Annotated in this window: 5 protein-coding genes; 4 read left to right on the forward strand and 1 reads right to left on the reverse strand. The window is 74.0% G+C overall.

Going from position 1 to position 21,816, the window contains the following annotated elements:
• The first annotated feature begins 379 nt into the window (after positions 1-379).
• From M1P99_RS18400 to M1P99_RS18415, 4 genes are all read left to right on the forward strand, one after another.
• A complete protein-coding gene (locus M1P99_RS18400; RefSeq protein ID WP_304453835.1) occupies positions 380-8,482 on the forward strand; it encodes a type I polyketide synthase in 8,103 nt (2,700 codons plus the stop codon).
• On the forward strand, positions 8,469-13,235 hold the full coding sequence (locus tag M1P99_RS18405; RefSeq protein ID WP_304453836.1) for a type I polyketide synthase: 4,767 nt from the start codon (positions 8,469-8,471) through the stop codon (positions 13,233-13,235). Before M1P99_RS18400 ends, M1P99_RS18405 begins: the two co-directional genes overlap by 14 nt.
• 75 nt (positions 13,236-13,310) lie before the next feature.
• Positions 13,311-15,221, forward strand: coding sequence for a type I polyketide synthase (locus M1P99_RS18410; protein WP_304453837.1), 1,911 nt, complete (start codon positions 13,311-13,313; stop codon positions 15,219-15,221).
• Positions 15,188-20,521 (forward strand): SDR family NAD(P)-dependent oxidoreductase, encoded by a 5,334-nt coding sequence (locus tag M1P99_RS18415; protein ID WP_304453838.1) that lies wholly within the window; start codon positions 15,188-15,190, stop codon positions 20,519-20,521. Before M1P99_RS18410 ends, M1P99_RS18415 begins: the two co-directional genes overlap by 34 nt.
• A gap of 119 nt (positions 20,522-20,640) precedes the next feature.
• On the opposite strand, the gene M1P99_RS18420 is transcribed toward M1P99_RS18415, so the two are convergent.
• Positions 20,641-21,681, reverse strand: a complete 1,041-nt coding sequence (locus M1P99_RS18420) for an NAD(P)-dependent alcohol dehydrogenase (protein WP_304453839.1) — start codon at positions 21,679-21,681, stop codon at positions 20,641-20,643.
• Between the last annotated feature and the right edge of the window lie 135 nt (positions 21,682-21,816).

The raw sequence follows: 21,816 nt of genomic DNA on the forward strand, positions 1-21,816 counted from the left end.
GTGGCCAGCGGTTACGATCCCTCGTGTTGAAGTCTGTTGCTGTAAGTGACATATGGATGTGTATGTGTCTGATGCCCGCATAAGTGTGGTATGTCGGCTATTTGTCGCGTCTGCCTTCGGGTAGGTGTTTCCGGCTAGACCAGGAAGGTGCCCCGTGTCTCCCCGCGCGTTCTCCTCGCACCTGCCCCGCGTGACTTCCCCTGCCCCTGAAGACCGCGATCCCCGTTCCGTGGGCCTCCCGCGTGTCGTATTCCAGTAGTAGCCCTTCTGACCTGCGGAAATATGCGACGCGCCCGTGCATTTGCACGGCACGCGCACAATGGCGCCCCGTCGGCGTGCGGACAACGCGAGAACGTGAAGCGTGATCGGAGCTAACGCGATGACCAGTGACCATCCGTCCGGCGGGCCGGGGGGCCCGGAGGCCCCCGTCGCGGTGGTCGGAGTCTCCTGTCGGCTCCCGGGGGCGTCGACCCCCGAGGCCTTCTGGCGGCTCCTGTGCGAGGGCCGGGAGTCGATCACCGCGCCACCCGAGCGACTCGGCGTCTCCTCCGCCACCCGGGACGGCCACTGGGGCGGCTACCTCGACCGCCCCGAGGACTTCGACGCGGCCTTCTTCGGCATCTCCCCGCGTGAGGCGCTGGCCATGGATCCCCAGCAGCGCATCATGCTCGAACTCAGCTGGGAGGCCCTGGAGCGGTCCCAGACGGCACCGGACTCCCTGCGCGGGTCGGACTGCGGTGTGTTCACCGGCGCGATCTCCTCCGACTACGCGGCTCTGCAGCAGAGTGCAGGCGGCGCGGGCATCACCCACCACTCGATGGCCGGGAACCAGCGCGGGATGATCGCCAACAGGGTCTCCTACGCCCTGGGCCTGTCCGGTCCCAGCCTGACCGTGGACAGCGGACAGTCGTCCTCCCTGGTCAGCGTCCACATGGCGATGGAGAGCCTGCGCCGGGGCGAGTGCTCGACGGCGCTGGCCGGAGGCGTCAACCTGATCCTGACCCCGGAGGGCACGGAGAGCGCGGCCCGGTTCGGCGGGCTCTCCCCCGACGCGCACTGCTACACCTTCGACGCCCGGGCCAACGGCTACGCGCGGGGCGAAGGCGGTGCCGTGGTGGTCCTCAAACCGCTGGACCGGGCCGTGGCCGACGGCGACCCGGTGTACGCGGTCCTGCGCGGCGGCGCGGTCAACAACTCCGGCCGGACCCCCTACCTCGCGCACCCCGACGCACAGGGCCAGCGGGAGGTCCTGGCCACCGCGCTGCGGCGGGCCGCGGCCGACCCCTCCCAGGTGGGCTACGTCGAACTCCACGGCACCGGCACCCCCGCGGGCGACCCGGTCGAGGCGGCCGCGCTCGGCGCGGTGTTCGCCCAGGGGCGGGAGGAGCCGCTGCGGGTGGGCTCGGTCAAGACCAACATCGGGCACCTGGAAGGCGCCGCGGGGATCGTCGGGCTGGTCAAGGCCGTGCTGAGCCTGTCCTACGGACAACTGCCGCCGACCCGGAACTTCGCCGAACCCCACCCCGACATCGACCTGGAGGCGCTGCGGCTGAGCCCGCAGACGCGTCGCGAACCGTGGCCCGCGGAAGCGCCGCTGGCCGGTGTGTCCTCCTTCGGGATGGGCGGCACCAACTGCCACCTGGTCCTCGGACCGCCCCCGCCGCCCAAGGCCGACCGCTCGGGCGCCATCACGGGGGAGACGGCCCTGGACCCCGTTCCGTGGGTGCTGTCGGCGCGGTCGGAGGAGGCGCTGCGCGCGCAGGCCTCGGCTCTGCACCACTTCGTCTCCGCCCGCCCCGGACTGCTCGCCCAGGACGTGGGCCTGTCCCTGGCCAGGACCCGCGCCGTCTTCGAGCACCGGGCCGTCATCTTCGCCTCCGGCGGCTCGGAGGCACGTGAACTGGAGGCCGTGCGCGCCGATCGGGCCGCCGGCTCCGCGGGACGGGCCCGGCCCGTGATGGTCTTCCCCGGCCAGGGCGGGCAGTGGCAGGGCATGGCCCGGGAACTGCTGGACGACAACAGCTCCCTGGCCCGGGCCTTCGCCACACGGCTGCGCGAGTGCGAACGGGCGCTGGACCCCTACGTGGACTGGTCCCTGACCCGCGTGCTGCGCGGCGAGCCCCAGTCCCCGCCACTCACCGGGACCGACGCCCGCGTGGACGTGATCCAGCCGGTGCTGTGGGCGGTGATGGTCTCCCTGGCCAGGGCATGGGCGGAACTGGGCGTCGAACCGGCCGCGGTGATCGGCCACTCCCAGGGGGAGATCGCCGCCGCGTGCGTCGCGGGGATCCTGACGCTGGAGGACGCGGCGCGGGTGGTGGCCCTGCGCAGCCGCGCTCTGACCGCGCTCGCGGGCAGCGGGGGGATGGCCTCGCTGGGGCTGTCGCCCGACCGCGCCGAGGCGCTGGCCGCCGCCGACCCCGAACTGCACCTGGCCGCCGTCAACGGCCCCGAGTCGGTCGTGGTCTCGGGGACGCCCGAGGCGGTGCGCCGCGCCGTGGAGCACTGCGCCGACGCGGGTGTGCACGGCTCGCTCGTGGACGTCGACTACGCCTCGCACTCCGCGCACGTCGAACGCATCCGCCAGGACCTCCTGGAACGCCTCGGCGAGGTCGTGCCCCGGCCCGGCCGGGTCCCGTTCTTCTCCACGGTCCTGGGCCGTCGGTCGGCACCGGACGACCCGCCCATGGACGCCGAGTACTGGTTCCGGAACCTCCGCGGCACGGTCCGGTTCGCCGACGCGGTGCGGGCCGCGGGCGGGTCCGGGCACACGTCGTTCATCGAGGTCGGCCCGCATCCCGTCCTGACGTTCGGTATCGAGCGCACACTGGCCGCGGACGGGATCGACGCGGCGGTCCTCAAGACCCTGCGGCGCGACTGCGGGGACCGGGCCCAGCTGCTCGCGGCGGCGGCTCAGGCGTTCACCGAGGGTGTGGACGTGGACTGGGAACGCCTGTTCCGCGGGACGGGGGCGCGCCGGATCGACCTGCCCACCTACGCCTTCCAGCGGCGGAGCTTCTGGCCGGGAGCCGAGCCGGAGCCCGAGCCCCGGGAGCGGGACGCCGCCGAGGACGGCACCAGGGACCTGGTCACCGCGCTCGTCGTGCGGGTGCTCGGACAGCGCGCGCTCTCCGCCGCCGACGAGCAACGGGCCTTTCGTGACCTGGGCTTCGACTCGGTCATGCTGCTCGAACTCGCGGCCAGGGTCAGGGACCGCACGGGTGTGCCCCTGGAGGCGACGACCCTGTTCGACCTGTCCACGCCCGCGGCCCTGGCCGACCACCTGGTCGCGGAGCTGGGTGAGAGGGTGCCGCTGACGTCCGCCGCCCCGGAGGACGCGGGCCCCGATCCCTCCGCTCCGGCCGCGCGGCCCCCGACGGTCCGGCCCGGCCGCACGGCCCCCGCTGTCACGGCACCCGTCCCCGACGACGACCCGGTCGCCATCACGGCCATGGCCTGCCGGCTGCCGGGTGGAGTACGCACGCCGGAACAGCTGTGGCGGCTGGTCGAGGACGGCGTGGACGCGATCGGCGACTTCCCCGACAACCGCGGCTGGGACCTGCCGGGCCTGTACGACCCCGAACCCGGCACCCCCGGCCGGACCTACACGCGCTCCGGCGGCTTCCTCTACGACGCCGACCTCTTCGACGCCGACTTCTTCGGCATCAGTCCCCGTGAGGCCGACGCCATGGACCCCCAGCAGCGGCTGCTGCTGGAGACCTCCTGGGAGGCCGTCCAACGGGCCGGAATGAGCACCGACGACCTGCGTGAACGCCAGGTCGGGGTGTTCGTCGGCGCGATGCCGACCGAGTACGGGCCGCGCCTGGCCGACCAGGGCGACGGCGGCGACGGCGGCTACCGGCTGACCGGCAGCACCCTGAGCGTGGCCTCGGGCCGCATCGCCTACGTCCTGGGCCTGCGCGGACCGGCGATGACCATCGACACCGCCTGTTCCGCCTCGCTCGTGGCCCTGCACCAGGCGGCCCAGGCCATCCGCCGGGGCGAGTGCGAGATGGCCCTGGCCGGCGGCGCCACCGTGATGGCCACCCCCGGTATGTTCCTGGAGTTCGCCGCCCAGCGCGGCCTGTCCCCGGACGGGCACTGCCGCGCCTTCGGTGCCGGGGCCGACGGCACCGCCTGGGCCGAGGGCGCGGGCATGCTCCTGCTGGAGCGCGCTTCCCACGCCCGCCGGGCCGGCCGGCCCGTCCTGGCACTGGTCAAGGGCAGCGCGGTCAACTCCGACGGCGCCAGCAACGGGCTGACCGCACCCAGCCGCGACGCCCAGGAACGGGTGATCCGCCAGGCGCTGGCCTCGGCCGGGCTGGAGCCGGACGAGGTGGACGCCGTGGAGGCGCACGGCACCGGGACCCGGCTGGGTGACCCGATCGAGGCCAAGGCGCTGATCTCGGTGTACGGCGCCGCCCGGACCGACGGTCCCCATGAGGACCTGCGGCTGGGATCACTCAAGTCCAACATCGGACACGCGCAGGCCGCCGCCGGCGTGGCCGGGGTGATCAAGACCGTCGAAGCCCTCCGGCACGGGCGCCTGCCCCGGACCCTGCACGCGGAGGAACCCACCGGCCGGGTCGACTGGGACGGCAGCGGGGTACGCGTGCTCTCCGACGCCGAGCCATGGCCGGACACGGGGCGCCCCCGCCGGGCCGCGGTGTCCTCCTTCGGAATCAGCGGGACCAACGCCCACGTGGTGTTGGAGGGCGTGGCCGACGAGGGCGCGCCCGTCACCGTGCCCGAGGACCCCTTCCGGCGCGAACGCCACTGGGTCACGCCGCCCGCCGCGGTCGCGGCCGTCCAGGCACCGCCGGCGGAACCGCTGATCGACGACGGGCTCGCCCTGGCCGACGGGCGCACGGTCTTCACCGGGCGCGTGGACCTGGACGGCCAGGCCTGGGCGCGCGACCACGGTGTGCTGGGCCGTGTCGTCGCCCCGGGCACCGCACTGGTGGACCTGGCCGCGCACGCGGGCGCGCGCGTGGGCGCGCCCACCGTCGCCGACCTGGTCCTGGAGGCGCCCCTGGTCCTGTCCCGCGGCCCGGGCCTCAGGCTCCAGGTCACCGTGGACGCCGCGGACGAGCGGGGCCGACGCGCACTGGCCGTGCACGCCCGTCCCGTGGACGCGGCTCCGGACACGCCGTGGACCCGCCACGCGTCAGGGGCGGTGGCCGCGGCCGACGCCCCCGCGTCCGACACCGCGGGCGACCCCGCGCCTGCCTCCCCCTGGCCGCCGACGGCGGCCGAGTCGCTGGCCGTGTGGCCCGACTACGACCGCCTGGTCCGGCGCGGCTACTCCTACGGACCGCTCTTCCGGGGCCTGCGCGGCGTGTGGCGGCACGAGAACGAGCTGCTGGCCGAGGTCGAACCACCCGTGGTGTCCGCCGCCGGCGGCCCCTTCCACGGGCCGCACCCCGCCGTGGTCGACGCCGCGCTGCACGTGCTCCTCCTGCACGGCGGCGACGAGCGCTCCCTGCTGGTGCCGTTCGCCTGGTCGGGCGTGCGCGTGCGGCCCGCCGCCGAGGCCGCCGCGTCCCGTCGCCTGCGGGTGCGCGCGACCGAACTCGGGCCCGACCGGTACCGCCTCGCCCTCACCGACGAGTCCGGGGCCGAGGTCGTCTCCGTCGACGAGCTCGTCCTGCGCCCGCTCGACGAGGACGTCCTTCCGCCGCGCGATCCCGCCGAACTGCCGGGCCTGTACGAACTGGTCTGGGAGAAGGTCGACGCGCCCCCGCCATCGTCGGCCATCCCCACCGGTCTGCCCGACCTCGAGGGGCTGGACCGGGACGGCACGGTGCCGCCGGTGGTCTACACCGAACTGCCCGCCGCGGCCGTCTACTCCGACGAGACGCACGTCCCCGACGCCGTCCGCCAGGGCCTCGACTCGGCCCTGTCGACCATCCGCGCCTGGCTGACCGACCCCCGCACCGAGCACGCCCGCCTGGTGGTGGTGACCTGGCGGGCCGTGGCCACCGACCCCGCCACCCGGCTCACCGGACTCGCCGCCGCCCCCGTGTGGGGCCTGCTGCGGGCGGCCCAGCGCGAGTACCCCGACCGGCTCGTTCTGGTGGACTCCGACGGGTCCGAGGACTCGCACCGGGTGGTCGCGGGTGCGGTCGGACTGGGCGAACCCCAGCTCGCGCTGCGCTCCGGCACGGTCCTGGTGCCCCGCCTGGTCAGGGCCGACTCCGACGACCGGCTGACACCGCCGGGCGCGCTGTGGCGGCTGGACACCCGCCGCCCCGGCTCCCTGAAGGACCTGGACCTGCTGCCCGCGCTGGAGGCCGGCGGTCCGCTCGGCCCGCAGGAGGTGCGTCTCGCCGTCCGTGCCGCCGGGGTGAACTTCCGCGACGTCGTGGTGGCGCTGGGCCTGGTCGAGAACGAGACGGGCATGGGCATCGAGGGCGCCGGCATCGTCCTGGACACCGGCGCGGACGTGGTCGGCCTGAGCCCGGGCGACCGCGTCACCGGAATGTTCGACGGCGCGTTCGGCCCGGTCGCGGTCGCCGACGCCCGCAGGCTCGCCGCCATTCCGCGGGGCTGGTCGTTCGAACAGGCGGCGGCGGTACCGGTGGCCTTCCTGAGCGCCTACCACGGCTTGGTGGACCTGGCCGCGGTGCGTCCCGGGGACAGCGTCCTCGTGCACGCCGCCGCCGGCGGTGTCGGTACGGCCGCCGTGCAGTTGGCCCAGCACATGGGCGCGTCCGTGTTCGGCACGGCCAGCCCGCACAAGTGGGCCGGGCTCGCCGCCTACGGACTCGCCGAGGAGCGCCTGGCCTCCTCCCGCGACCTGGAGTTCGAGGAGCGGCTGCGCGAGGCCAACGGCGGGCGCGGCATGGACGTCGTCCTCAACTCGCTCAGCGGTGAGTTCGTGGACGCCTCCCTGCGGTTGCTGCGGTCCCCGGGCGACGGCGACGGCCCCGGCGGCCGGTTCGTGGAGATGGGCAAGACCGACATCCGTACCTCAGAAGACGTCGCCGGCGCCTACCCGGGCCGCGGATACCAGGCGTTCAACCTGCCCGACGTCGCCCCGGAACGCATCGGGCAGATGCTCACGCGCGTCATGGAACTGCTCGAGAGCGGAGTGCTCTCGCCGCCGCCGACCGTCGTCCACCCCCTGCGGTGCGCCCAGGACGCCCTGCGCTCGCTCCAGCGCGGCGAGAACGTCGGCAAGCTGGTGCTCACGGTGCCCGCCCCCTACCCGCAGGAGCGCACGACACTGATCACCGGCGGCACCGGAACCCTGGGCCACCGGGTGGCCCGCCACCTGGTCACCGGCTACGGCGTACGGCACCTGCTCCTGATCAGCCGCAGCGGACCGGAGGCCGAGGGACAGGCCGCCCGCACCGCCGAACTCGAGGCGCTCGGCGCCCGGGTGGAGGTCGTGGCGTGCGACGCCGCGGACCGCCCCGCCCTGCGCGCGCTGCTCGCGCAACTCCCCGAGGACCGGCCGCTGGGGGCCGTGGTGCACACCGCCGGCGTGCTCGACGACGCCACCATCACCTCCCTCACCCCCGAGGGCATCGACCGGGTCCTGCGCCCCAAGGTCGACGCCGCGTGGAATCTGCACGAGCTCACCGCCGACGCCGACCTGGGATCCTTCGTCCTGTACTCGTCGGCGGCGGGCGTGCTGGGCAACCCGGGGCAGGCCAACTACGCGGCGGCCAACGTCTTCTGCGACGCCCTCGCCCACCACCGGCGCGAGCGCGGACTCCCCGCCACCTCTCTGGCCTGGGGCCTGTGGGCGGGCGGGAGCGGGATGACCGCGCACCTGGACGACACCGACCTCGGCGTCCTCAGCAGGGGAGGGCTCGCACCGATGCCGCCCGAGGACGCGCTGGCCCAGTTCGACACGGCCCTGCTGTGGGGACTGGCGAACGGCGTCCCCGCGCTGCTGGAGCCCGTCGGTGCCGCCGACATCCCGGTCCTGCGCGGCCTGTTCGCGCCGGCGGGCACGGACGCGCCCGCTGGCGCGGGAACCAGTGCGGACGCCGGGTCCGGCGCCGCGCCCGCCGACCGGTTCGCCGGGCTGTCCGAGGCCGACCGCGAACGCGCCCTGCTCGCCGAGGTGCGCGCCCACACCGCCGTCGTGCTCGGCCACGCACCGGAGGACGGGCCCGCGCGGATCGCACCGGACCGGCCCTTCACCGAGCTCGGTCTGGACTCGCTCACCGGTGTGGAGCTGCGCAACCGGCTGAGCGCCGCGACGGGCGTGCGGGTCCCGGCCACCGCTGTCTTCGACCACCCGACCCCGCGCGCCCTGGCGCGCTTCCTGACCGGGCTGCCGTCCCCCGACGAGAAGGAGATCCTCTGGCAGGGGCAAGCCGGTCCCCGCTCTTCCGCATCCCCGGCGGACGCCGGTGAGCGGGAGCGGAACATCGACTCCATGGGGGTGGACGCTCTCGTGGACCTGGCCCTCCAGAGCGAGTCCCCAGCCGAACGTGGACAGGAGACAGCACATGACTTCCGATGACCACCGTCTGGTCGCGGCGCTCAGGTCCGCTCTGAAGGAGAACGCGCGACTGCGAGAGGAACTCGACCATGTCGCGCGGCCCGAGCCGATCGCCATCGTGGGGATGGGGTGCCGTCTGCCGGGAGGCGTCGGCTCTCCCGAGGCACTGTGGGATCTGGTCGTCCACGGGCGGGAGACCGTGGGACCGCTGCCCGACGACCGCGGGTGGGACCTGGCGGCACTGCGAGGCGAGGGCGGCCACGCGCCGAGGTCGTCGATGGCCCAGGGGTCCTTCCTCGACGCGGCGGCCGACTTCGACCCGGGGCTCTTCAGCATCTCCCCCCGCGAGGCCGAAGCCATGGACCCCCAGCAGCGCCTGCTCCTGGAAGTGGCGTGGGAGAGCCTGGAGCGTGCCGGGATCAGCCCGTCCTCGCTCAGGGGGACCGACACGGGGGTGTACGTCGGCACGACCAGTCCGGAGTACGGGCCCCGGCTGTCCCAGGCGCCGGAGGACGGTCTGGCGATGACCGGTACCGCCCTCAGCGTCGCCTCCGGCCGCATCTCCTACGCACTGGGCCTCACCGGACCGGCGATCAGCACGGACACGGCCTGCTCGTCCTCGCTGGTGGCCGTGCAACTGGCGGTGCGCGCACTGCAGGCGGGGGAGTGCACCCTGGCCCTGGCCGGCGGGGCGACGGTGATGTCCTCTCCCGGGCCGCTCACGGAGTTCACCCATCTGGGCGGGCTGGCGGCGGACGGCCGCTGCAAGGCCTTCGGCGCGACCGCCGACGGCGCGGGCTTCTCCGAAGGCGTCGGCCTGGTGACCCTGGAGCGGCTGTCCGACGCACGCCGCAACGGACACCGGGTCCTGGCGGTCATCCGGGGAGGGGCGATCAATCAGGACGGCGCCTCGAACGGTCTCACCGCGCCCAACGGGCCCTCTCAGGTCCGGGTGATCCGCAAGGCCCTGGCCGACGCCGGGCTGAGGCCGGAGGACGTCGATCTGGTGGAGGCGCACGGTACGGGAACCACGCTCGGAGACCCCATCGAGGCGCAGGCGCTGCTGACCGCCTACGGGCAGGAGAGGCCGGCCGACCGCCCCCTCTGGCTGGGATCGCTCAAGTCCAACGTCGGCCACGCCCAGGCCGCGGCGGGTGTGGCGGGGCTCATCAAGGTGGTGGAGTCCCTGCGCCACGGGGTGCTCCCCAGGACGCTGCACGCCGACGAGCCCACACCGCACGTGGACTGGGAGTCGGGAGCGGTCCGACTGCTGACACGGGAGCGGACCTGGCCGCGGACGGACCGCCCCAGACGGGCCGGCATCTCGTCGTTCGGGATGAGCGGCACCAACGCCCACGTCATCGTCGAACAGGCCCCGGAGGTGACGGAGGAGCCGCGTCCGGTGCGTGCCGCCGCTCCTCGGCGGAGCCTGCCGTGGATCCTGTCGGCACGGGACGACGAGACGCTGCGCGCGCAGGCGGCCCGCCTGCGGGACCACGTCCTCGACCACCCGGAGACGGATCCGGCCGACACAGGATGGTCGCTCGCCGCAACCCGGGCCCCACTCGAACACCGTGCCGTCATCGTCGCCGAGGACCGTGCGGCCTTCGCCGCGTCACTGCGGGCCTTGGCGGAGGGGCGCCCGGACTCCAGTACGCTGCTCGGCCGGGCCGGCAGTGATCGTCGGCCCGTCTTCGTCTTCCCCGGCCAGGGCGGCCAGTGGGCCGGCATGGCGGTCGAACTCATGGACACCTCCCCGGGGTTCGCGCAGCGGCTGGCCGAGTGCGAGGAGGCGCTGGCGCCCTTCGTCGACTGGTCCCTCACGGATGTGCTGCGCCAACGGGCGGGCACCGCCGCGACGGAACGCGTGGACGTCGTTCAGCCGGTGCTGTGGGCCGTCATGGTCTCGCTCGCCGAACTGTGGAGTGGCCACGGAGTGCGGCCGACGGCCGTGGTCGGGCATTCCCAAGGAGAGATCGCTGCGGCCTGCGTGGCCGGCGCACTCTCGTTGGAGGACGCCGCGAAGGTCGTGGCGCTGCGCAGCAGGGCACTGCTGGAGTTGTCGGGCACCGGGGCGATGGCTGCGGTCGCCCAGGGGCCGGACGATGTCGCCGAGCGCATCGCCGGCCTCGGCGCGAGCGTTCATCTGGCGGCGGTCAACAGCCCGGCGTCGACGGTGATCGCCGGGGAACCGGAGGCTGTGCGCTCACTGGTCGAGGAGTACGAGGCCACGGGGGTGAGGGCACGGGCGATCGCGGTCGACTACGCGTCGCACACCCCGCACGTCGCCCGGATCCGCGAACGGTTGGGCAGGGAACTCGCGGGGATCAGCCCGCGTCGGCCGGACATCCCGATGTACTCGACCCTCACCGGAGAGCGGCTGGACGAGACCGCGCTGGATGCCGACTACTGGTACCGGAACCTGTCGAACCCGGTCGAGTTCGCCGAGGTGACCCGCGTTCTGCTGCGGGACGGGCACGACGTGTTCGTGGAGGTGGGCCCGCACCCCGTGCTGGCCGCGCACGTCCAGGAGACCGCGGAGTCGCACGGTGCTCCGGACACGGTCGTCCTGGGCACGCTCCGCCGTGACGACGGGGGCTCCCGGCGCTTCACGGCCTCGCTCGCGGAGGCGCACTGCCACGGTGTCGACGTCGACTGGACCGGGGCGTTCGGTGAGGCCCCCCGTGTCGTGGACCTGCCCACCTACGCCTTCCGGCGTCGGCGCTTCTGGAGGGCGGGAGGCGGAGACGGCTCCGCGACCGGTGCCGGGGCCCTTCCGGCCGCCACCGACGGCGGAGCGGGTTCCGACCCCGCCTCGGACTGGGTCTACCGGGAGGACTGGGTACCGGTCGACGCGGTCGACGGACCGGTCGCGCCCTCCGGGACCTGGCTGCTGTTCGGCGCGGAGCCGTCGGACCCGGTCGTCACCGACATGGTCGCGGCGTTCGAGCGCGAGGGGTGCCGGGCCCGGGTCGTGGACGCGCCGGCCTCCGTCGACCGCGAGGGTCTGGCCGACCTCCTCGTCGATGCCCGAAGGAGCACGGACACGATCGCCGGTGTCGTGGCACTCCACTGCCTGAACGCGGCCGACCGGGGCGACGGTGTCACCCGCCCCACGGCCTCCACCGCCCACCAGAGCACCGTCCTGCTCCTGCAGGCCCTCGGTGACGCCGCGCTCACGGCACCTCTGTGGTGCGTGACCCGAGGTGCCGTCCCCGCCGGGGGCGCGGTGAACGACCCCTCGTCGGCCCTGGTGTGGGGGCTGGGCCGGGTCGCCGCACAGGAACACGGCGACCGGTGGGGCGGCATGGTCGACCTGCCGTCCGCGGACGCGCCGGACGCGGGAGAGACCCTCGTCTCGGTCCTGACCGGGCACAGGGGTGACGCCGAGGACCAGCTCGCGATCCGTGACGGCGCGATCCTGGCGCGCAGACTCGTGCGGGCCCCCATCGGCCGGACCCGTGCCGTCCGGCGGTGGGAGCCCTCCGGCACGGTGCTGGTCACGGGTGGCACCGGGGCTCTGGGCGCGCACACCGCTCGCTGGCTCGCCCGGCGTGGCGCGGAACACCTCCTCCTGCTGAGCCGGCGGGGGACGGAGGCTCCGGGGGCCCGGGCCCTGGAAGCGGAACTGCGTTCGACGGGGGCCGAGGTCACGATCGCCCCGTGCGACGTCGCCGACCGCGCCGCTCTCGCCGCCGTCCTGGACCGGGTGCCCGAGAAGTACCCGCTGCGTGCCGTGGTGCACACCGCCGCCTCCCTGGACGACGGCGCGATCGACGACCTCACCCCTGACCAGGTGGCGTGCGCGCTGCGCGCTAAGGGCGACGCGGCGGTGCACCTTCACGAGCTCACCCAGGGCATGGACCTGTCGGCGTTCGTGGTGTACTCCTCGGTCTCCGCGGTCTTCGGCGTGACCGGCCAGGGCAACTACGCGCCGGGCAACGCCTTCTGCGAGGCACTGGTGCATCACCGGCGCTCGCTCGGGCTCCCGGCCACCTCGATCTCCTGGGGAGCCTGGGCCGGCGGCGGCATGGCCGAGGACACGGCCGTGGCCGAGCTGCTGCAGCGACACGGGCTTCCGACCATGGATCCGGACACCGCGATCACGATGCTCGAACGCGCGCTCGACCGCGATCTGCCCGCGCTCGCCGTCGCGGACGTCGACTGGCCCCGGTTCCGCGCGGCGTTCACCGTCAACCGGCCCAGCCCCCTGCTGCGTGACCTCGGCCCCTTCTCCGCCGAACACGGGACCCCCGACCGGGCCGTCACCGGTGGCCTGGAGCAACAGCTGTCCGGGCTCGGCCGGGCCGGGCGCCGGAGGGTGCTCACCGAGCACGTGCGCCGTGAGGTCGCCGCCATCCTCGGCTACGCCTCCGGGGACGTGCTGGACGACGACCGCGGATACAAGGAGCTGGGGATGGACTCGGTGACCGCCATCGAGTTGCGCAACCGGATGTCCGCGCTCACCGGGCTCAGCCTGCCCGCCGGCCTCGCGTACTCCCACCCGACGTGTGCGGCGCTCGGCCGACACCTGGAGGAGCGACTGTTCGGCGATACCCAGCACATCGTGATGACGCGGATCGACAGCATCGAGGAGGCCCTGACCGAGGACGAGGACTCGGCCATGGACCGCGGGGCCGTCGCCCGGCGGTTGCAGGACCTGCTCGAGCGGCTCACCCCGCGGCAGGAGCGGGTGGACGCGGTCGACAAGGATCTGGAGTCCGCGAGCAGGGAAGAGCTGTTCGCCTTCATCGACGACGCTCTGCGTGACTGACCGTGTTCCCGACCCCCTGACCTCTCCGCGATCCGTCATGGGTCGTGGACCACGCGAATCGGTGAGGCGACATCAATGACGGAAGACACGCGGCTGCTCGACTACCTCAAGCGGGTCACCGCCGACCTGCGCCGTACGCGGGCCGAACTGGACAGCCTGCGTTCGCGCGACGCCGAGCCGATCGCGATCGTGGGCATGGGCTGCCGGCTCCCGGGAGGGGCGGACACACCGGAAGCGCTGTGGAACCTGCTGCGGGACCGCGTCGACGCGGTCGGTGACCTGCCGGCCGACCGGGGATGGGACCTGGACTCCGTGGTGGACCGCCCCGGCGCGACCCGGGCGGGCGGCTTCCTGGACGATGTGGCCGGGTTCGACGCGGAGTTCTTCGGGATCTCGCCCCGTGAGGCGGCGGCCATGGATCCGCAACAGCGCCTCATGCTCGAAGTGTCCTGGGAGGCGATCGAGCGGTCGGGCATCGACCCCTCCTCCCTGGCCGGGAGCGCGACGGGCGTGTTCACAGGGATCAGCGCCACCGACTACGCGGGAGGCGCGGCCTCGGGTGCGCTCCCCGTCCCCGACGAGGCGCAGGGGTACCTGCTGACGGGGACCGCCCCGAGTGTCGCCTCCGGTCGCGTGGCGTACACGCTGGGGCTGGACGGGCCCGCGCTGACCGTCGACACGGCCTGTTCCTCCTCCCTGGTGGCCATCCACCTCGCGGTGCGCGCGCTGCGCCGGGGCGAGTGCTCCATGGCCCTGGCGGGTGGCGCCACGGTGATGACGGCTCCGGCGCTGTTCACGGAGTTCGCCAGGCAGGGAGGGCTCTCCGGCGACGGCCGCTGCAAGTCGTTCGGTGCGGACGCGGACGGCGCGGGGTTCGCCGAGGGCGCCGGTGTGGTGGTGCTGGAACGGCTCGCGGACGCCCGTCGGGACGGACACCGCGTCCTCGCGGTGATCCGGGGGAGCGCGGTCAACCAGGACGGCGCCTCCAACGGGCTGACGGCTCCCAACGGGGCCGCACAGGTGCGTGTGGTCCGCGCGGCCCTGGACGACGCCGGTCTGTCCGCGGGCGATGTCGACGCGGTGGAGGCACACGGCACGGGCACGGAACTGGGTGATCCGATCGAGGCCCAGGCCCTCATCGACGTCTTCGGGCCGGACCGCGGCACGGGCACGGTGGGAGTCGGTTCGCTCAAGTCGAACATCGGGCACACCCAGGCCGCGGCGGGAGTGGCCGGCCTCATCAAGATGGTGCTGGCGCTGGAGCACGGGTTCCTCCCCGCGTCCCTGCACTCCGAGGCGGCCACGCCGCTGGTGGACTGGTCGTCGGGGCGGGTCCGCGTGCTCTCCGAACCGAGGGCCTGGCACCGTGGCGAGCGAACGCGCCGGGCCGGCGTGTCCTCGTTCGGCATCAGCGGTACCAACGCCCACGTCATCGTCGAGGAGGCTCCGCAGGAGGTGCCCGACGAGTCGGCGGAGGCGCCCGCGCTCACGGACGGTTCCCTGCCCTGGGTCCTGTCCGCGCGTTCCGCGCCGGCCCTGAGGGACCAGGCGGTGCGCCTGCTCGGGCACCTGGAGACCGCGTCCGAGGCGGAACCGGCCGGAATCGCCCGCGCCCTCGCCACGACCCGGACGGGCTTCGCGCATCGGGCCGTGGTCGTCGGGTCCGCCGGCGACACCCTGGCGGAAGGAGTCCGAGCGCTGTCGGAGGGGCGGTCCACCGGCGGTGTCGTCACGGGGAGCGCCGGGCGGGTCGACTCGACCGTGTTCGTGTTCCCCGGCCAGGGCGGGCAGTGGGCCGACATGGCCCGCGGGCTCCTGGGGTCCTGCCGCGTGTTCGCGGAGGCCGTCGACACCTGCGAGGCGGCACTGGCGCCGTTCGTCGACTGGTCCCTGACGGCGGTGCTGCGCGCGGTGACCCCGGCGCTCCGGACGTGGTCGGCGCGGATGCCCGCGTGGACGTGGTGCAACCTGTGCTGTGGGCGGTGATGGTGGCGCTCGCACGTGTGTGGGAATCGGCGGGAGTGGTTCCGACCGCTGTGGTGGGCCACTCCCAGGGTGAGATCGCCGCCGCCTGCGTCGCGGGCGCCCTGTCGCTGGAGGACGGCGCCCGGGTCGTGGCCGTGCGCAGCGCACTGCTGAGGGACCTGGCCGGACACGGGGCCATGGCGGCGGTCGCCGTCGGACCCGACCGTGCGGCGGAGATGATCGCTCCCTGGAAGGGGCGGATCGGCGTGGCCGCGGTGAACGGTCCCGCGTCGACCGTCCTGTCAGGGGACGACGAGGCCGTGGCGGAACTCGTCGCCACCTGTGCCGAGGAGGGCGTGCACGTCAGGCGGGTGGACGTGGACTACGCGTCGCACTCGGCCCACGTGGAGCGGATCCGGGACGACCTCCTGTCGGCCCTGGCGGACATCCGGCCCCGCAGGGCACGGCTGCCGATCCGTTCGACGGTCGCACCGTCCACGGAGTGGTCGCGGGGATCCTCTCCGCGCGGTGAGCGGATGGAGGGGACCGAGTTCGACGCGGAGTACTGGTATCGCAACCTTCGCCATCCGGTGCTCCTCGCACCGGTGATCGAGGAGCTCTCCGGCCGTCCCGGAGCCTTCGTCGAGGTCAGCCCGCATCCGGTGCTGGCCCTGGCGATCGAGCAGACGCTGGAGTCGGCCGACCGCACCGATCGAGCGGTGCTCTCCACGCTGCGGCGCGGTGAGGGAGGAGCCGCACGGCTCCAGACCGCTCTGGCCGAGGCCCACTGTGCCGGAGTCGACGTCGACTGGGCACGGGTCATCGGAGGTGCGGGCGCCAGCCGGCCCGCGCCGGCACTGCCCACCTACCCGTTCCAGCGCCGCCGCCACTGGCTGACCGACTCCCGGCCGTCGGCCGACCCCGCCGCTCTGGGGGTGGAAGGGGCCGGGCACCCGCTCCTCGGAGCCAGGGTCCCCGTCGCCGACACCGGACAGACGCTGTTCACGGGTGTGCTCGACGCCGGCCGGGAGGGCTGGCTCGCCGAACACACGATCGGTGGACGGGTGCTCCTGCCCGGAACGGCCGTGGTGGAACTGTTCCTGCACGTCGGACGCGAGTGCGGATGCCCCGAGATCGCCGACCTCACTCTCACGGAACCGGTGGAGATCCCGTCCGAGGAGAACGCGCCCGGGCTTCGGATCCAGGTCATGGTCGACACGCCCGACGCCACGGGAGGGCGGGCCGTGCGCCTGCGGTCGCTGGAGCCCGGCGAGCAGACCTGGAGGCTCCACGCGGAGGGCGCCCTGGTGCCGGAGACCCGGCAGCGGCCGGCTCCCGACACGGCGCGGGGCGGCGGTGCCGTGGAACTGCCGGCCGACGGCGCCTACGAGCTGTTCGCCGAGCACGGTTACGAGTACGGTCCGGCCTTTCGCGCATTGCGTGACGCGTGGGAGGACGGGACCGGGCTGGGGGCCGAGATCGAACCGGGAGCCGTCCCGCGCGGCGCCGCGCGCATGGCGGGCCCGCACCCCGTCCTGACCGACGCGGGACTGCAGGCGCTCCTGCTGAGTCACCTGTGCTCCAACGGTGGACGGGACCGGCCACTGCCGTACTCCTGGAGCGGGGTACGCCTGCACACATCCGAGACGCCGTCCCGGCTGCGCGTTCGCGCCGCGCGGACCGGGCCCGACACATGGGCCGTGGCGTTCACCGGCCCCGACGGTACTCCGGTGATGTCCGTCGACAGTCTCATGGTGCGCCACGCCCCGGCGCCGGACGGGACGTCCACCCCTGCCCTCTTCCACCAGGACTGGATCGAACTGGAGTGGACCGGAGACGCGGCCGACCGGGCACCCGGCGGTGCCTGGGCGGTGCTGGGCGACGGCGGGCCGACGGGCGCGACCAGGTACGCCTCCGCGGACGAGCTGGCGTCGGCGCTGGATTCCGGTGCGCCCGCACCGGACCTGCTCGTTGTGCCGGCGGGCGGTGGCGACGGGGCCGCCCCCGAGCGGACCAGAGCCGAGCTGCTGCGCGTGCTGGACCTCGTGCACCGCTGCCTGGACGACGACCGCCTCGGTGCCACGAGGATCGCGATCCTCACCGATGGAGCGGTCCGACCGGAGCGGACGGGCGACGCCCGCCACGTGGACGTGGCCGGGGCGGCGGTCTGGGGCCTGGTCTCCTCCGCGGAGACGGAGAACCCGGGGCGCTTCCTTCTCGTGGACTCCGACCGGGTCGACGAGCCTCTGGTCGCCCTCATGTCGGAGACCGGCGAGCCGCGGGTGGCCGTGCGCGACGGACGCGCGTACGCTCCACGACTGGCCGAGACCGAGACCGAGGCCGACGGCGGCGGCCTGGGGCTGCCGCAGCGCCGCACGGACTGGCGGCTGGACTTCCGCGGGACGGGAGGTATCGACGACCTGGTCGCGGTGCCCGACGGCGAACAGGGCAGGCCTCTGGCCGCGGGCGAGATCCGGGTCGCCGTGCGCAGCGCCGGGATCAACTTCCGCGACGTGCTGATGGCCGTCGGGATGTACCCGGAACCGGCCGGCATCGGCAACGAGGGTGCCGGGACCGTCCTGGAGGTCGGTCCGGGCGTGGACGACCTCGCGATCGGAGACCGGGTCATGGGGATCTTCCCCGGAGCCTTCGCCCCCTGCGCCGTCGTCCGGCGCGAACGAGTGGTACGGGCTCCGGAGGGGTGGGACGACGCCTCGGCGGCCGCCGTTCCCGCCGCCTATCTGACCGCCTATCTCGCCCTGGTGGAGGAAGCCGGCCTCCGTCCGGGCGAGCGGGTACTCATCCATTCGGCGGCCGGTGGTGTGGGACAGGCCGCGGTGCACATCGCCCAGCACCTGGGGGCCCGTGTGCTGGCCACCGCCAGCCCGGAGAAGTGGGACGTACTGCGGTCGATGGGCGTGGCGCGCGAACACCTCGCGCACTCCCGCCGACTCGATTTCGAGGAGGATCTCCGGGCGGGTTCCCCGCCCGTGGACGTCGTCCTGAACTCGCTCACCGGCGAGGCGATCGACGCGTCCCTGCGGCTGATGGCGCCGGACGGGCGCTTCGTGGAGCTGGGGCGCAACGACGTCCGTGATCCGGCCCGTGTGGCGGCCGACCACGGCGGAGTCGAGTACCGGACCTTCGACCTCTCGACCCTGGACGCGGACCGCCTGCAGCGGGCCTACGGGGCGATCGTTCCCCTTCTGGAGAAGGGGGAGCTCCCCGGTGTCGACGTCACCCGCTTCCCCGTCGAGCGGGCCGTGGACGCCTTCCGCCTCATGCAGCGGGGCGGCAATGTCGGCAAGGTCGTCCTCGACATGGCCGCACGGTTCCGTCCCGGCGGCACCGTTCTCGTGACGGGGGGCACGGGGACGCTCGGCGCACTGGTGGCACGCCATCTCGTGGTCCGGCACGGTGTCACCAGCCTCCTCCTGGTGGGACGGCGCGGTCCGGACGCTCCCGGTGTCTCAGCGCTCGCCGACGAGTTGACCGGATGGGGCGCGCGGGTCCGTGTCGAGGCATGCGACGTGGCCGATCCGCAGCAGGTTCGCGCGCTCCTGAGCGATCTGTCTCCGGCGCACCCCCTGACCGCGGTCGTCCACGCCGCCGGCGTGGTCGGCGACGCCACCGTCGCCGGGCTCGGCCCCGATCTGCTGGAGCGGGTCCTGCGGCCCAAGGTCGACGGTGCGTGGAACCTGCACGAGGCCACGGTCGACCACGACCTCGACGCCTTCGTGCTGTTCTCGTCGGCGGCCGGGGTGTTCGGCTCGGCCGGTCAGGCCGGATACGCCGCGGCGAACGCCTTCCTGGACGCCCTCGCGCTCCACCGCCGCTCCCTCGGCCTGCCGGCCCAGTCGCTGGCCTGGGGCCGGTGGGAGGGCAGGAGCGGCATGACCGGCGGCCTCGGGGACGCCGAGACCGCTCGCATGGCGCGCTCCTGGGGCATGGAGGGGATGAGCGACGACGAGGGATGCGCCCTCATGGACGCCGCGGCGGCCACGGGACGGGCGCACCTGCTTCCGGCGGCGATCGACCTACCGGGGCTCCGCGCGCGATCGGCGTCGACGGGCCCGGTTCCGGCCCTCCTTCGCGGGCTGGTGGGCGGCCCGGCCCGGGCCGCCACGGCCGGCGACCCCGCGGGAGGGGACCGGTTGCGCGACGCACCGGCCGGCCGGAAGCGCCGGGCACTGCTCGTCGAACTGATCGGTGAGCGTGCGGCCGAGATCCTCGGCCACACCGGCGGGCAGCGGCTGGAGCCGGACCAGGACTTCCTGGAATCGGGATTCGACTCGCTGACGGCCGTCGAACTCCGCAACCGCCTGGGAGAGGCCACGGGGCTCCGCCTGCCCGCCGCGGTCGTCTTCACCCATCGGACACCGAGCACCCTGGCGAAGCACGTGGACGACGCGCTGGCGGGGCCGGGCGCCGGGGCGGCGCCGGGGCCCGCTCACGACGCCGAAGACCTCGTGGACCTGTTCCGGGAGGCCTGTGCGGCGGGCCGGGCCGAGGACGCGATCGATCTCGCCCGGACGGCGGCCCGGACCCGTCCGGTCCTGGCCTCAGACGACGCCTGGCCGACCCCGCTGACCGCGCTCTCCTCAGGTCCCCGGCGTCCCGTGCTGATCTGTGTCCCCTCACTGGTGATGACGTCGGGGAGCCAGGAGTTCGCCCGCTTCTCCGAGGCGTTCCGGGGCCGACACGGCGTCCGGGTCCTGGAGATGCCGGGCTTCCTCAACGGCGAACCGCTGCCCGCCGATCGGACGGTCGTCGCCCGAGGACTCGCCGCCGCCGCTCTACGCGCGGCGGACGGAGAACCGTTCGTCCTGCTCGGGCGATCGTCCGGAGGGTGGGCGGCGCACGTGGCCGCGGAGGAGCTGTGCCGCCAGGGACGGCCACCGTCGAAACTCGTACTGCTCGACACACCTCTGCCGGACGAACCGGGCGTGCTGCCGATCGTCACGGAGGCGGTGAACGCGCGCGCTCGGGAGTTCGGACTGATGGACACGGCCAGGCTCACGGCGATGGGCGCCTACCTGGGCATGTTCGCCCACTGGAGCCCGGCGGCGCTGCCCTGCCCGACCACGCAGGTCCGGCCGGCCGGCCCGATCCGTGTGGCGGACGGACGGGAGCTGGGCCGGGGATGGGAGTGGCCCGGCGGACACGAGCGCGTCGAGGTTCCCGGCGACCACCTCACCATGCTGGAAGCGCACGCGGACACCACGGCGGAAGCGGTTCTGGAGGCCCTGCGCGGCGCGAGGCAGCGACGGAGGGGCTTCGGGGGCCGGCGCTGGATGCGCGCAAGGAGGAACCGGGTCTGAGACGGGGCCGTCGGCTCGCGGCACGCCCGATGTGAGTCGCAGGGTCTCCCGTGCTCCGGTGGCGCGGAGCACGGGAGACGCGTCGCGGCCGTGGGACGGTCACCGCGTGCCGGTCCCGGTCAGATGGTGGCGGTGTCGATCACGAAGCGGTAGCGCACGTCGCTGGCGACCACCCGCTCATAGGCGGTACCGATCTCCCCGGCGCCGATCACCTCGATCTCCGAGCCGATGCCGTGCTCGGCGCAGAAGTCCAGCATCTCCTGGGTCTCGGCGATGCCGCCGATCATCGACCCCACGATGGCCTTGTTGCCGCCGATCAGGGAGAACAGGTTGATCGAGACGGGCTCCTCCGGTGCTCCGACGTTGGCCAGCACGCCGTCGGGCCGCAGCAGCGCCAGGTAGGCGCCGAAGTCCAGGGGCGCCGAGACGGTCGACAGGATCACGTCGAAGGTTCCGGCCAGTTCCTCGAACGTCGCCGGGTCGTCGGTCGCGTAGTAGTGGTCCGCGCCCAGGCGCAGGCCGTCGTCCCTCTTGCGCAGCGACTGGCTGAGCACGGTCACCTCGGCGCCCATGGCGTGCGCCAGCTTGACGCCCATGTGGCCGAGCCCGCCCATACCCAGCACGGCGACCTTCGTCCCCGGACCGGCCTTCCAGCGCCGCAGCGGCGAGTAGGACGTGATGCCCGCGCACAGCAGGGGCGCGGCCGTGTCCAGGGGCAGCGCGTCGGGGATGCGCAGGGTGTAGTTCTCGTCCACCACGATGGCGGTCGAGTATCCGCCGTAGGTCGGGCGGCCCTCGCCGTCCAGGCCGTTGTAGGTGGGGGTCATGCCCCGCTCGCAGAACTGCTCGGTTCCCGCGCGGCAGGGACCGCACTCGCGGCAGGAGTCCACGAAGCAGCCCACCCCGACGCGGTCGCCGACCGCGTGGCGGGTCACCCCCGGGCCGACCTCGGCGACCACGCCGGCGATCTCGTGTCCGGGGACCATGGGGAAGATCGCCTCGCCCCAGCCCTCCTGGACCTGGTGGATGTCGGAATGGCAGATACCCGCGTACTTGATGTCGATCAGGACGTCGAACTCGCCGACGGGTCGGCGTTCGATGGTCGTGCGCTCCAGCGGTGCCTTGGCCGCGGGCGCTGCGTAGGCGGCGACGGTGCTCACAGGGTGTTCCCTAAGGTTGTGGGTGTTCAGGATGGAATGTTCTGGATGCCCAGGACGGTGGGGTGTGGCTGATGGGGTGCTTGCCCTCGAAGGCTCGAGAGGAATGGCCGCCCCGCCGTCCGGGACTCCCCGACC

It is taken from the genome of Nocardiopsis sp. YSL2 (assembly GCF_030555055.1).
Taxonomy (GTDB): Bacteria; Actinomycetota; Actinomycetes; order Streptosporangiales; family Streptosporangiaceae; genus Nocardiopsis.